The 12,786-nt window shown below is 33.0% G+C and carries 15 protein-coding genes and 1 pseudogene; 11 read left to right on the top strand and 5 right to left on the bottom strand.

Annotated elements, in window-relative coordinates:
* Positions 1 to 19 precede the first annotated feature (19 nt).
* Complete coding sequence (locus tag NHG49_RS14710) at positions 20 to 301, bottom strand: hypothetical protein (RefSeq protein ID WP_098102868.1); 282 nt, start codon at positions 299 to 301, stop codon at positions 20 to 22.
* Between the two features lie 194 nt (positions 302 to 495).
* On the opposite strand from NHG49_RS14710, the gene NHG49_RS14705 reads away from it, so the two are divergent.
* The 3 genes from NHG49_RS14705 to NHG49_RS14695 all read left to right on the top strand — a co-directional run bounded on the left by NHG49_RS14705 (position 496) and on the right by NHG49_RS14695 (position 2,331).
* On the top strand, positions 496 to 1,260 hold the full coding sequence (locus NHG49_RS14705; protein WP_064475539.1) for a class I SAM-dependent methyltransferase: 765 nt from the start codon (positions 496 to 498) through the stop codon (positions 1,258 to 1,260).
* A gap of 202 nt (positions 1,261 to 1,462) precedes the next feature.
* The gene (locus NHG49_RS14700) at positions 1,463 to 1,726 is read left to right on the top strand and encodes a hypothetical protein (protein WP_064475538.1); all 264 of its coding nucleotides are present in this window, start codon (positions 1,463 to 1,465) and stop codon (positions 1,724 to 1,726) included.
* 374 nt (positions 1,727 to 2,100) lie between these two features.
* Positions 2,101 to 2,331: a hypothetical protein gene (locus tag NHG49_RS14695; protein WP_000789031.1), complete on the top strand. Its 231-nt coding sequence runs from the start codon at positions 2,101 to 2,103 to the stop codon at positions 2,329 to 2,331.
* A gap of 260 nt (positions 2,332 to 2,591) precedes the next feature.
* Here the strand turns inward: NHG49_RS14695 and NHG49_RS14690 are convergent, their stop codons facing one another.
* Positions 2,592 to 3,023 (bottom strand): cytidine deaminase, encoded by a 432-nt coding sequence (locus tag NHG49_RS14690; RefSeq protein ID WP_064475537.1) that lies wholly within the window; start codon positions 3,021 to 3,023, stop codon positions 2,592 to 2,594.
* A 174-nt stretch (positions 3,024 to 3,197) separates the two neighbouring features.
* On the opposite strand from NHG49_RS14690, the pseudogene NHG49_RS14685 reads away from it, so the two are divergent.
* From NHG49_RS14685 to dltD, 8 genes and pseudogenes are all read left to right on the top strand, one after another.
* Positions 3,198 to 3,284 (top strand): annotated as a pseudogene (locus NHG49_RS14685) (ankyrin repeat domain-containing protein); the annotation flags it as partial.
* Positions 3,281 to 3,871 carry a DJ-1/PfpI family protein gene (locus NHG49_RS14680; protein ID WP_098112140.1) on the top strand — a complete coding sequence of 197 codons (591 nt, stop codon included), beginning with the start codon at positions 3,281 to 3,283 and terminating at the stop codon, positions 3,869 to 3,871. The pseudogene NHG49_RS14685 and the gene NHG49_RS14680, both read left to right, overlap by 4 nt.
* Positions 3,872 to 4,265: 394 nt before the next feature.
* Positions 4,266 to 4,622, top strand: coding sequence for an FtsB family cell division protein (locus tag NHG49_RS14675; RefSeq protein ID WP_064475535.1), 357 nt, complete (start codon positions 4,266 to 4,268; stop codon positions 4,620 to 4,622).
* A 259-nt stretch (positions 4,623 to 4,881) separates the two neighbouring features.
* Positions 4,882 to 5,208, top strand: a complete 327-nt coding sequence (locus tag NHG49_RS14670; RefSeq protein WP_258126179.1) for a DUF3870 domain-containing protein — start codon at positions 4,882 to 4,884, stop codon at positions 5,206 to 5,208.
* Between the two features lie 154 nt (positions 5,209 to 5,362).
* Positions 5,363 to 6,424 carry a dipeptide epimerase gene (locus NHG49_RS14665; protein WP_142315085.1) on the top strand — a complete coding sequence of 354 codons (1,062 nt, stop codon included), beginning with the start codon at positions 5,363 to 5,365 and terminating at the stop codon, positions 6,422 to 6,424.
* A 39-nt stretch (positions 6,425 to 6,463) separates the two neighbouring features.
* A complete protein-coding gene (locus NHG49_RS14660; protein ID WP_149173543.1) occupies positions 6,464 to 7,465 on the top strand; it encodes a C40 family peptidase in 1,002 nt (333 codons plus the stop codon).
* 20 nt (positions 7,466 to 7,485) lie between these two features.
* Positions 7,486 to 9,108 carry a peptide ABC transporter substrate-binding protein gene (locus NHG49_RS14655; RefSeq protein ID WP_064475531.1) on the top strand — a complete coding sequence of 541 codons (1,623 nt, stop codon included), beginning with the start codon at positions 7,486 to 7,488 and terminating at the stop codon, positions 9,106 to 9,108.
* A 333-nt stretch (positions 9,109 to 9,441) separates the two neighbouring features.
* Positions 9,442 to 10,623 (top strand): D-alanyl-lipoteichoic acid biosynthesis protein DltD, encoded by a 1,182-nt coding sequence (gene dltD / locus NHG49_RS14650; protein WP_098103140.1) that lies wholly within the window; start codon positions 9,442 to 9,444, stop codon positions 10,621 to 10,623.
* A 39-nt stretch (positions 10,624 to 10,662) separates the two neighbouring features.
* Here dltD and NHG49_RS14645 read toward each other — a convergent pair whose 3' ends face one another.
* From NHG49_RS14645 to NHG49_RS14635, 3 genes are all read right to left on the bottom strand, one after another.
* The gene (locus NHG49_RS14645; RefSeq protein ID WP_000558703.1) at positions 10,663 to 10,887 is read right to left on the bottom strand and encodes a hypothetical protein; all 225 of its coding nucleotides are present in this window, start codon (positions 10,885 to 10,887) and stop codon (positions 10,663 to 10,665) included.
* Positions 10,888 to 11,058: 171 nt separating this feature from the next.
* Complete coding sequence (uptA, locus tag NHG49_RS14640; RefSeq protein ID WP_064475528.1) at positions 11,059 to 11,664, bottom strand: undecaprenyl phosphate transporter UptA; 606 nt, start codon at positions 11,662 to 11,664, stop codon at positions 11,059 to 11,061.
* 233 nt (positions 11,665 to 11,897) lie between these two features.
* Positions 11,898 to 12,662, bottom strand: a complete 765-nt coding sequence (locus NHG49_RS14635; protein WP_000447228.1) for a DUF1836 domain-containing protein — start codon at positions 12,660 to 12,662, stop codon at positions 11,898 to 11,900.
* Positions 12,663 to 12,786: the final 124 nt, after the last annotated feature.

The raw sequence follows: 12,786 nt of genomic DNA, 5'->3' as shown, positions 1-12,786 counted from the left end.
CTTTGAAATGGGGAGTTTATTATGAATTTTTATTAGTAGATACAAAAATGCTTACAACAAATAAAAAAATTGCATTCATGATCAATAGACCACTAAAGGTAAGCCCAGCAAAACCTCCAGCGAATCCATCTCCTACTTTTTCACCAATTACGTGCAAAGTGGCGAAGAAAACAACGGGAGAAGAAAGTATGAAAATACCACTGGCTATTTTCCATATTCGTTGATATTTCTTTGCTATAAAGAAAATCAGTGTATTAAAAGTGATAAGAAGAAAAATAAATCCAATTAATGAATTCATCATATCCTCCTTTCAATATAATTCTGAATTTTCATATGTTCATTTTGAATGGAATATTATACAATATAATTATATTGTATGGAAAGCGAGTGATATATTATGACAGTCAGCTCTTTCGAATTTTTATTAAAAATAAAGGTGCAGGAAGATTAATTGAGTTAAAATCTTCCGTACGTATAAAACGGAGGAGAAAATAAATGTTTAGTTTTTATAGTACACTTTGCACGGAACTTTATGATTACACAAAGCCTGTCGGGTATTCTTTAAATGGTGATATTGAGTATTACGAAGAACGTTTAAAAAATGGTAGAGGAAGAATTCTCGAAGCGGCAGTCGGATCAGGGCGTGTTATCATCCCACTTCTTGAAGCTGGTTTTAAAGTGGATGGGATTGACTATTCACCTGAAATGCTAGAATCGTGCCGTATACGATGTAATGAGAGAGGCTTACATCCTCATTTGTATGAAGGAAGTTTACAACAATTTTCACTGCCGCATAAATATGAGGCAATTATCATTCCTACTGGATCCTTTTGTTTAATTGAAAATCGTGCGGATTCTATAAACGCATTGAAATGTTTTTATGAACACCTTAATCCAGGCGGGCGTTTAATCGTAGATATTATGCTTCCGCATGACTGGAAGACTGGAGAGATTCATACATCGACCTTTTCTTTGCCAAGCGGAGACGGAATTACATTAGAAAATAAATCAATTGAAATAGATTGGTTGAACCAAGTTACTCTATCATATTTAAAATATGAAAAATGGAGTAAGGGACAGTTAGTACAATCAGAACTGCAACGCTTTGCGGTGCGCTGGTATGGAATAGACGAGTTTAAACTTCTGTTAGAAAGTATAGGTTTCTCTAACATTACTTGCTCGGCTGACTATGTTTATGAAAATGAACCGTCAAATGCAAATCAAATGTTTACTTTTGAAGCTATGCGAAATGAAAAATAAAGAATTATTTATGAAAATAAGGCAATCGATACTGTATCGATTGCCTTATTTCAATTGTATATTACTTACATGTTATTACGTTTTCATTGTCCAAGCATTTTTCTACTACCTACATATACTATTTATATTAAAGACAGTTACTATTTTAAATAGAATCGTTATTTTTTGTAAATGATATTTTGGAGAATTAGGGGGATAAATTTTGGGAAACGAAGCACAAGATAGAGTTGAAAATCAAGTGTATTCCAATCGTGTATTAAGATCAGAATTTGATGCGAATTGGGAAACGTGTATATCAAAAAGTGGTTATGTAATTTATGTAGCAACAAGTAACAATGCTGAAGTAATAGTACTTCTTGCAGATGGTTCAAGTAAATTACTGATTTTTGAAAAAGGCGGTAAAGTAGTAGTAGGTGGCGGTGGTACAAGTCATTACAGTAAGCCGCATATTGCAAGAAATATTTAAGGTAGAACATGATAATTGAGAAGAAGCTGGAAAACGGTTAGTCATTCATGTTTAGAGCATAATAGACTAACCGTTTTTTATTTATTTAAATCAATTTAGAATAGGTTAATTTAATACAAATACATCTGTATGACCAGCAAAAATTAGGAGGAAATTGTACGGATAAGAATTCGAAATATAATGTAAGTTTGGAAGAAATATATAAGAAATTTTAAAAAGTATTTCCTATTTCGGGAAATGCTTTTTCTATGTTATAGTATAATAGTGTTTCGAAATGATGTTATTTTAATATACTTCAAATCTTGTTGTGTATTATTTTTATATTAAATTAGTTGTGCAAGTATTTTTTTATATAAGGAGTAACAATTAGAGAAATGAAAAATATAGACTTTATACTAGAAAGTGATGAGGCATTAAAACCGTCTGAACGATTAGTACTATTATTATTAGAGAAGCATAGAATGTTATATACGAACGATCTATTGGCATTATCTAATTTATCATATAAAACATTAACAGATTCATTAACGGCCCTTGTTTTAAAATCATATGTGTTAAAGGAAACTGGTAAGGGAAGAAGACAGAATTGTTATAGATTGGTATGATAAGACTGCTGATTTTAGAGGGTCCATATTGATTTTTTTCAAATGTAAGGAGAAATTATATTTTTACTTTCAAATGAAAAACGAACCGCGATACGTACTTAAATATTTGTATTTCATTTTTGTTAATGTTAATTTCATAATTATCGAAAATAGAAAAATAAAATAAACTGCATAAAAAAGAAATAAAAAAACAATCCGTTTTTAAAATGGATTGTTTTTTATTGGAATAATATTATTTGATATGTTGAAAGTATGAATGATTATTCTACTTCACTTGTATACTTTTCAGGTAATAATTCCATTACGTTACATTTTACAAGTTCACCATTATAAGAAAGTATAACGTTCGTATTTTTTCCGTAATCACTTATTAATTCTCGACACATACCACATGGAGCAACAACCCAACATTTTTCTATGTCTTTATGAGGGTGCGGGTGAGCAACTGCTACAATGGTATCAAATTCATAATCGCCTTCTGAAATAGATTTTCCAATCGCCATTGCTTCACCACATACTGTTATCCTTCCAACATTCGCTTCAACATGCACTGCTGCATAAATATTACCTGTTTTAGTTCTTACAGCTGAACCGATATGATGACGGCCATATTTATATTTTTTTTCAATTACTTTTTTAGCAGCTGTAATTAAATCATAGTCTTCATTATTTAAATGCATTACTTGTAACATATCATATGTTATCCTCCGTATTAAACATGATCATAGTTATTTTGACAGGAAATTTTAACATTTAAAACAAAAGATGGGAATTAGATAGATAATATTATTATGTAAACTTTAGTTTTAACAGGAAAATATCATAATCAATAGAACATATAGAAGAAGGGATACTTAAATATTTTGAAAGATGGGGGAACAGCATTTCATATTGCATTAGCAAAAGGACATGATCACCTTTTACATTATTTAAAACAGGAAGTGAACGTATGATAAATAAATGGAGTGTAGGCATATTTTTATTTAACGAGGTAGAAGTGTTAGACTTTGCTGGGCCATTTGAAGTTTTTTCTGTAACCGAAGCGGATGAAGAAAAACCATTTACTGTCTATACAGTTAGCCAAAATGGAGAAATGATTACAGCAAGAAACGGATTAAAGGTACTGCCGGATTATAGTATTGAAGATTTACCATCAGTTGATATTTTAATCATTCCAGGTGGTAAAGGAGTTCGGGAAAATGAAGTGAAAAATGATATTATAATAAATTGGGTCCGTCAGCAAATGAAAGAAGTAAAGCTAATGACTTCAGTTTGTACGGGTGCGCTATTACTTGCGAAAGCCGGTTTACTGGAAGGCTTAAAAGCAACAACGCATTGGGCTAGTATTCAAACCTTCAAAAAAGATTTTCCGAATGTAGAAGTAATGGAGAATGTGAAATTTGTAGATGAAGGACACATTATTACATCTGCAGGTATTTCAGCTGGTATTAACATGTCATTTCATATCGTGAAAAATTTGTTAGGTGAGGAGAATGCTGAGAATACGGCAAAAAGCATGGAATATGAAATTGAATTGTAAAATAAAAAAGCCCAATTGGGGCTTTTTTATTTAGTAAAGTTTCTTAACAGGTGATCTATGCTCAAAGTCTTAGTTCTAAAACAGTAATTCCAGTTTTATCGAATATACGATAATTTATCTTTTCCCTCCTTGTAAGCATGTTATAACAAGGAGAAATTTTGTGTGTGAAAAAACTCTTCTACAATAGTAGAAAAAGAATAACAGAAACTACTATTTTATGGCAGCATACATAAAAAAATGCAATGTAAATATGGAAATGTCGTCGAATGCTATCTTTAATTGGTTAATTTGTGAGATATTTTTGTGAAGGAGCTTATTTTATAAGAATAGAATTAAAGTTAGTAAGGGATTATGCCGAGGGTAGTGAAAATATATGTGTTAGGGGGATTTCATAATGAGGAAACTCAAGCGAATAAATGTTCCTAATATAGAAGAGCAACTATCACAGCCTAATGAGAAGCGAGCAATTAATAAGAAAAAACTAAGACGATTTATATTCATGTTTATATTTATTGTGGCGGCTACTTTGTACCTTCAATTTATTTTAACGAAACAACAAGAAATAATCGTAGAAAAAAAAGATACAATAACGAATCAAAAAAAACAATTGGTTTCTTTAAAGAAAAATCAGGCTTCTTTAAAGACTAACATAGAAAATTTAACAGACGATGAGGAAGAAATTTTGAAGTTTGCGAGAAAAGAATATCAGTTTTCTAAGTCAAATGAAACTATATTTGTGTTGCCGAAGTAGTGTAATAGAACAGTTAGCGATAGCTAACTGTTTTTTCATGTATGAATGGCATGGTACAAGAAACAATCACATATTGTAAACATGAAGAGTTTGAGCTGTTTTTATAGTTATGGAATATATACCGAAATAAATGTTGTTAAAATTCTGTTAATTATATTATAATACAAGGTAAGCGGATACATTTTTTAATCAACGTTGAGTTTATCACTCATGCGACTATTAAGAAAACCGTTATCCCGTATTAGAAAGGAAGATAGCTGTGTACGCTTCAAATACAATTTATGTCGTAGGGGATGCGAAAGCACCTCAAAATAATCCCATTACCGAAAAGTTTAAAAGCTATTTTGTAGCGTTTGTACTTGTTAAGGAGACTAGGGAAATTGTAGATGCAGATTGCTCAGCGACAATTGCATTAACATCTCAATTCGTTAAATATTTGTTTCTACATAAAAATATTAATGACCCACTATTAGTAACAGAAATAAAAAATAGATACTTCGGTTCGTCTCAAAAAGCACTACTTGTAGCGTTAAAAGATGCGCGGAAAAAATATAATCAAATCGCTGCTTTGTCTACACATTCCTAGACAAAATCCAGCCGTAAGAATCTTCTTATGGCTGGATTTTTTTATTTCACATTAACCTCCTACATGAAAAGCAAGCAAAGGAGGAGATGAATTGTACGTAAAAACATAATTTATTTTTAAATAGTAAGGTTCCACTTTGTTAGACAACGAAAGGATGAACAATATGAAAATCACTGATGTAAAAGTAAATCGTAGACGTGTTAATCTTCACACACCGTTTAAAACAGCGCTTCGTACCGTAACTGAAATAGAAAGTTTAGATGTATATATTCATACTGATGAAGGAATTGTTGGCAAGGGGGCTGCAACCGCAACACCCGTTATTACAGGTGATTTCGCTAACGGGATTGAAGAAGCAATAATTGGGCCGATGCGTTCCTGTTTAATTGGTCAAGATATCATTCAATTTCAGCAGTTACTACAGCACATTCAGATGAGTTGTATTGGAAACCCAAGTGCGAAAGCGGCGGTAGATATTGCTTTATATGATGTGTATTGTCAACACCAAAACGTTCCACTTTACGCATTATTAGGCGGGAAGAAAGATATTCATACAGATATTACGGTGAGTGTAGATGAGCCTTTTATTATGGCGAAAGAGGCAAAGCAACATGTAGAAAAAGGATTTCAAATTTTAAAAATTAAAGTGGGAAAATCTGCTCCTTTAGACTTAGAACGTATTGAAGCGATTCGAAATAGCGTACCAAAAAATACGACGTTACGATTAGATGCAAATCAAGGGTGGAATCCAAAAGAAGCGGTTACGATCATTAAAGAGATGGAAAATCGCAATTTAAATATTGAATTTATTGAACAACCTGTTCATGCGAAAGATTGGGATGGATTAAAGTACGTCAAAGATCATGTGCAAACGCCCATTATGGCAGATGAAAGCATATTTTCAGCGAGTGATGCATTGAAAATTGTTCAAGGAGGATATGCAGACTTAATCAATATTAAATTAATGAAATGTGGTGGTATACGTGAAGCGTGGCGTATTGCCGATATTGCTGAAACAGCTGGTGTGAAATGTATGGTCGGAAGTATGATGGAATCCTCACTTTCTGTTAGTGCTGTAGCCCATTTAGCTGCTGCACATCCTAATATTCATTACTTCGATTTGGATGCACCACTTTGGTTAATGGAAGAACCGGAAGGAATGACTTATGCGGGATCAAAGGTAAACCTTCAATCAACAGTGAATAGTAAATCTTAGGAGAAGAGACAAGTAAACTATCTTTTAAGGGGGATATGTATGAAAAAAGTAGGAACTGCATTTTTAACAACTTTATTTATATTTTCATCGTTTACATCAGTACATGCTGAAGAAAAGAAAGATAGTAAGGCGTTTATCGATGTATCTGCCGCAACACTTTGGACTGCACCTGATTCATTACGACCAATTGATGCACCGAGTGCTACAAATCCAGTTGATTTGTGGAAGTGGACGAAATCGATGACGCTTGATGAGAAACTTTGGTTAACAAATGCAAATAAATTAGAAACGCAAGCGCTATTAGGTCAAGAAGTAACGGTTGTTGATAAAAAAGGGGACTGGGTGAAAGTGCTAGTTCACGGTCAGCCAACACCGCGAAATGAAGAAGGCTACCCAGGGTGGATGCTTGAAAAACAGTTAACATATAATCAAGAATTTGCAGATAAAACAAATGAACCTTTCGTATTAGTAACGAAACCGACAGCCATTTTATATATAAATCCTTCTGAAAAACATAAATCGCTTGAAGTGAGTTATAATACGCGACTGCCGCTACTTAGTGAAGATACGATTTCATATCGCGTGTTGTTACCAAACGGACAGAAAGCTTGGCTACGAAAAAATGATGGAACGGTTTACCGTTCTCAAAATGATATTCCAACTCCGGCGGCCGATGATTTAATAAACACAGGGAAAATGTTTTTAGGATTACCGTATATATGGGCTGGTACAAGTGGTTTCGGATTTGATTGCTCTGGATTTACACATACGATTTATAAATCGCACGGTATTACAATTCCGCGAGATTCAGGTCCGCAATCGAGAAATGGAGTTGCAGTTGATAAAGAACATTTACAAAAAGGAGATTTAATCTTCTTTGCACATGATCAAGGAAAAGGCAGTGTTCATCATGTGGGGATGTATATTGGTGACGGAAATATGATTCACTCGCCGAGAGCTGAAAGATCAGTAGAGATTATACCGCTTAATACACCAGGATATATAGAAGAATACGCTGGTGCTCGTCGTTACTTACCATAAAAAGTAGAGGGGGTTTTCAAATGAAAAAAGTTGTTCGTTACTCATTAGTTAGTACTTTATTAGCCTCTTCATTTTTAGTTGGCTGCGCAAAAGAAAAAACAACGACAAAGCCGAAAGATGAGAAAAAAGTATTACAGTTATTAGAAACAGGTGAAATTCTGTCTTTACATTCAGGGAAAGTAACAGATGCGGTATCGTTTAACGTTTTAAATAACGTAATGGAAGGATTATTCCGTTTATCGAAAAATGATGAAGTGATTGAAGCTGGAGCACAAAAATATGAAGTGAGTCAAGATGGGAAAACATATACATTCCACTTACGTGATGCGAAATGGTCTAACGGAGATCCAGTAACAGCACAAGATTACGTATACGCTTGGAAGCAGCTTATTAATCCAGATACAGCTTCTCAATATGCATACATTGCGTACGATGTGAAAAATGCGGAGAAAATAAATAAAAAACAACTAGGGTTAGAGGAATTAGGAGTAAAAGCAAAGGATGATAAAACGTTCGTTGTAGAGTTAGAACATCCTGTACCGTATTTTACAAAACTACTTATTTTACCGTCCTTCTATCCAATTAACGAAAAATATGCGAAAGAACAAGGTGATAAATACGGATTAGAAGCAAATAAAGCGGTATATAACGGGCCATTTACATTATCGGAGTGGAAGCATGAAGCGAGTTTTACAATGAAGAAAAACGATAAGTATTGGGATAAAAAAGAAGTGAAGCTAGATGAAATAAACTATCAAATTGTAAAGGAAATTTCAACTGCGGTAAATTTATATGAAACAGATAAAGTGGATAGAGCTGTCATTTCTACAGAATTCGTCGATAAATATAAAAATAATAAAGAGCTAAAACAATATACAGATCCGGTTATGTACTTCTTCCGATTCAATGAAAATGTACCTATTCTTAAAAATAAAAACGCAAGGCTTGCGCTAAGTACAGTGTTTGATAAGAAAGGACTTGCGAATTCATTTTTAAATGATGGTTCGGTTGCTGCTAACTATTACGTACCAAAAGGATTTTTAAAAGGTCCAGATAAAAAAGATTTTAGAAGTACAGCAGGTGAGTTTAATAAAACTGATGTAAAACAGGCGAAAGAATATTGGGAAAAGGCGAAGCAAGAGACTGGTACAAATGAAGTGACGCTTGAGTTATTAAACTATGACTTAGAAAACTTCAAAAAAGTAGGAGAATACATTAAAGAAGAGCTAGAGAAAAACTTACCAGGCTTAAAGGTAAATGTAAAATTACAACCACATACGCAAAAACTGGCGTTAGAGAAGAAGAAGGAATATGAAATGTCATTATCACGCTGGTTACCAGATTATCCAGATCCAATGACTTATTTAGAAGTATTCCTTTCTGGAAGCAGTGTGAACAATACAGAATATGCAAACCCAGATTACGATGCGTTAATTAAGAAGATTAAAACAGAATTAGGTAATGATGAAAAAGCTCGTTGGAAAGCAATGCAAGATGCTGAGAAAATATTACTCGATGATGCAGTAATTGCACCGGTATTCCAGCGCGGATTATCATACTTACAAAAGCCGCATGTGAAAGATTTATATGTACATCAATTCGGTCCAGCTACAAGTTTAAAATGGGCAGATGTGCAGAAATAAAATTATGGAGAAACAGACTTCACGTATGTGATTGTCTGTTTTTTTGTACAGTTTCAAATGTATAGACATTTTATATATTTTTTCATGTCTTAAAAATAAAATTATTAGTAAAATTTCAGTGTGAAATTCATGTAGAATCTTGTATAATTAACGTGTTTCTATGGAAACATTTTCTTGTGCTATTTATATAGGACTTAATAGAACAAGGAAAGAAATACATACATGTATATAATAGATAAATAGAATGGAACATGTAAAGAGAAAAAGGAGAGAAATGATGGCGTGTCAAAAACAAGGGTTACAATTTAATAGCGATAGAAAGAGGAAGAGACGATGAAAATGAAGCATGCTTTTGGTCCCATAATTTTAGCGTGTGTGCTTTTTTTCATTATCATACTCATTCCATCGAGAAGTTTAGTATCACTTATTAGTGATAAAAAGGTAGAAGATGCGGCAACTTCCTTACAAAAAGAAAAATTGCAAAGTGTTTTCTTGCAGCAAAAAATGTTAGAGAATTCGCAGTATTTACCGATGTATGGTTCATCTGAATTTTTACGAATGGATGCATATCATCCGTCTAATTACTTTAAAGTAAATCCCGCAGGTTTTACACCATATTTAATGGGAATTGGCGGTACGCAAAGTTTAGCTCATATATTGAATATGACGTCTACGATGGATGGATTAGAAGGTAAAAAAGTAGTCTTTGTTTTATCGCCACAATGGTTTACAAAGACAGGGGTATCACAGGGGGATTTCACTAACAATTTCTCTAAACAACAAGCATATCATTTTATTTTTAATGATGAAATAAATACTGAAATGAAGAAGCAAATTGCGAAACGACTATTAGACTATAAAGTTGTTCAAAAAGATGATATATTAAAAAATTCATTAGAAGGTATTGTATATAATGATACGAAACATAACATAAAAGCAGGTTTAGTCAAACCGCTTGCTTATATGCATCGAAATATTTTAGATCATAGAGATGTATTTAACTCTTTATTTAAGATTGAACCGATGAAAGAAAAAACAAATATAGGACTACGTTCAATTTCTTGGGTAGATGCACGTAAACATGCGGAGGAAGAAGGGAAATTGGAATCTACTACAAACACATTCGGAATTGAAAATCCGTATTACTATAAACATAATTTGAAGAAAAAATTAAAAGGTTTAAAAAACTTTAGAGCAAATGAATCATATGAAGAATCACCAGAATATGATGACTTACAAATTGTTTTAAATATATTTAAAGAGAAAAATGTTAAGCCACTATTCATTTCTGTACCTGTAAATGGACCGTGGTATGATTACGCTGGTTTCCCTAAAGAACGCCGCGAAGTGTATTATAAAAAAGTTCGGGAACAAGTTGAGAAAGCAGGATACCCAGTAGTTGATTTTTCTGGCCATGAATATGATAAGTATTTCTTAAAAGATACAATTCATTTAGGTTGGAAAGGCTGGATTTACTTTGATGAAGCAGTGCATAACTTTTATACTGAAAAATAAGTGTGGAGAAAAAGGAACGGCTATAAGCTGTTCCTTTTTTTAGTACAGAGGATTTTGATGTGGGCAATTCGGAAAGGCATGTATATCTTGAATTTGTCTAAAATCATAATGCTTCATTGCGAATTGAGCTTGATAAAGGTATTCATACACATATAATTGACCATCATGTGCTGAACATAATACACCAGAAGTTCCTTGCCCATTTATGAAAGAAATACCGATAGGGCGTCCGATTAAGTATTGTATTTTTTGTTGCCAATGCATAGGGAAATCACTCCTTTTTGAGATAATATACGAAATGGACGAGTGAATTGTTGCTTATCCATGTAAATGTTAAACTGAGGGGTTTTCTTGTGATTTCTCAAGATTAGTCAATTTAAACATAAAAAACCGCTATAGTTCGTAATGAATATATAGCGGTTTTTATTTATTATCTTAAGCAAGATTTTTACGTTTTTTTGTCCATTTTTTAATGATGAAGTATAAAAGAACGAGTATGACACCGCCAATTGCGAATGATTTCACATATGGCCCAGCAATATCATTAATATTCTCCCAATTTTGACCTAGTTTTTCACCTAAATAAATGAAAATGATAGACCAAGGGATGATTGCAAGTGCTGTTAATGTAGTGAAACGTAATAATGGCATTTTTGTAATACCAGCAGGAATTGAAATCGCATGACGTACTACTGGAATAAAGCGTGCAGTGAAAATTACACCAGTCCCGTAACGGTTAAACCAATCTTCAGCTGCATCTATATGTTTTTTATGAATGAAAATATATTTTCCGTATCGTTCTAATATAGGTCGTCCACCGTATCGTCCAAGCCAATAAATAAAGATTTGAGCAATAACGCCGCCAATTGTACCGAATACAACGGCGCCTACAAATGAGATACTACCATTGAATACTAAGAATCCCGCATAAGCAAGGACGATTTCACTTGGAATAATCTCAATCATTAGACCAAGCATAATGCCCCAATAACCTAATCCTTCAAAAAATGTTAATACTGAATGAATAAAACTACTTACCATTGTTGCACCTTCTAGTTTATGTATTTTTGAATAAATGTCCCTTTATTTAACAATGTAAAAGGTTCACTATATGTAGATTATACCTTATTTATATAGGGGATTGCTATTTCAATTCTTTTATGTCTCTCATAAGTATTATAGTGAAGGATATAAGCCCAGTTTTCATGAAGAGATAATGAAAAAATTATTAAAAATTTCTCATAAAAAATAGAAGCATTGCTGCTCCTATTTTTTTACGGTTTCACTTCTAAATTTTGTAAAAATAAAGTTGCTGTTACGTAACGTTTCGCTAACATTTGTACATAAGCGGTATGTACAGAAAGTGTCGCAATAATAATAGCGTTACGAATTGCTTCACGTTGTTCGTTGTTAACCTGATCGAACTTGCTTGCGATTTTATCAGCTTTTTCTTTTACGATGTTTTCAATTGTATGAACTGTATCTGTTGCATTTAGTTGTAAGCAATTCCCTTGATTGAGTTCTTCAAATAGGGAAGAGTATGCTCCATATAAATGAACAGGATTGATTAAGTCATCACTTCGATCGGCTGGGTCATTTACGATAAGGCGTAATAGCTTACGAATGGATTCAAAATCAAGTGCTGTTTTTAAATCTTCGACAATGAATAGTAAGGCTGCTTGTTCAATTGAATATTTTTTCCCTTTTTGAGGGGAGCCAATCATTTCTTTAATATCTCGTTTTACCCAGTTTTGCATGGCCGTTACTGAGAAACTTGTATTTTCAATCTGATTTCCAAGCGCAACTATTTCATTTAATGAAAAACCGACGTCTGTATCATCAATTTTAATCAGTTTTTCAAAAATAGGTGAAAGTGCGGTAGTAATAAAAGCAGTTACGCTTTGTCCGCTTTCAATATCTTTTTTATGTGACTTTGCCCACGCTTCTTGTAAAATACCGAGAGGCTTTTTCGTATTCCATCCTCTTAAAGATAGAAGAAGGGTAGCCATTTCGTTTCGTGTGAGATGAAATGTTTCCATCTTTTCACCTCCAAAAATATTAAAAAGTTCTTATGAACCTATAATATGTTTTGTTTCATTTAAAGTCAATTCTGTTTTGCTTAATTTTTCCTTTGTCACCAAACTGTTGTAAGTAAATAAAGCT

It is taken from the genome of Bacillus sp. IBL03825 (genome assembly GCF_024712505.1).
GTDB lineage: Bacteria > Bacillota > Bacilli > Bacillales > Bacillaceae_G > Bacillus_A > Bacillus_A wiedmannii.
The sequence above is the reverse complement of the archived record's forward strand: the minus strand, read 5'-3'. Positions and strand labels throughout refer to the sequence as shown.

Excerpts from the sequence above, each read along its gene's own strand:
- NHG49_RS14660 (WP_149173543.1), top strand. The coding sequence starts at position 6,464 with ATGAAAAAAGTAGGAACTGCATTTTTAACAACTTTATTTATATTTTCA.
- NHG49_RS14675 (WP_064475535.1), top strand. The coding sequence starts at position 4,266 with ATGAGGAAACTCAAGCGAATAAATGTTCCTAATATAGAAGAGCAACTA.
- dltD (WP_098103140.1), top strand. The coding sequence starts at position 9,442 with ATGAAAATGAAGCATGCTTTTGGTCCCATAATTTTAGCGTGTGTGCTT.
- NHG49_RS14680 (WP_098112140.1), top strand. The coding sequence starts at position 3,281 with ATGATAAATAAATGGAGTGTAGGCATATTTTTATTTAACGAGGTAGAA.
- NHG49_RS14695 (WP_000789031.1), top strand. The coding sequence starts at position 2,101 with ATGAAAAATATAGACTTTATACTAGAAAGTGATGAGGCATTAAAACCG.
- uptA (WP_064475528.1), bottom strand. The coding sequence starts at position 11,664 with ATGGTAAGTAGTTTTATTCATTCAGTATTAACATTTTTTGAAGGATTA.
- NHG49_RS14710 (WP_098102868.1), bottom strand. The coding sequence starts at position 301 with ATGATGAATTCATTAATTGGATTTATTTTTCTTCTTATCACTTTTAAT.
- NHG49_RS14665 (WP_142315085.1), top strand. The coding sequence starts at position 5,363 with ATGAACAATATGAAAATCACTGATGTAAAAGTAAATCGTAGACGTGTT.
- NHG49_RS14655 (WP_064475531.1), top strand. The coding sequence starts at position 7,486 with ATGAAAAAAGTTGTTCGTTACTCATTAGTTAGTACTTTATTAGCCTCT.
- NHG49_RS14705 (WP_064475539.1), top strand. The coding sequence starts at position 496 with ATGTTTAGTTTTTATAGTACACTTTGCACGGAACTTTATGATTACACA.
- NHG49_RS14635 (WP_000447228.1), bottom strand. The coding sequence starts at position 12,662 with ATGGAAACATTTCATCTCACACGAAACGAAATGGCTACCCTTCTTCTA.
- NHG49_RS14690 (WP_064475537.1), bottom strand. The coding sequence starts at position 3,023 with ATGTTACAAGTAATGCATTTAAATAATGAAGACTATGATTTAATTACA.
- NHG49_RS14645 (WP_000558703.1), bottom strand. The coding sequence starts at position 10,887 with ATGCATTGGCAACAAAAAATACAATACTTAATCGGACGCCCTATCGGT.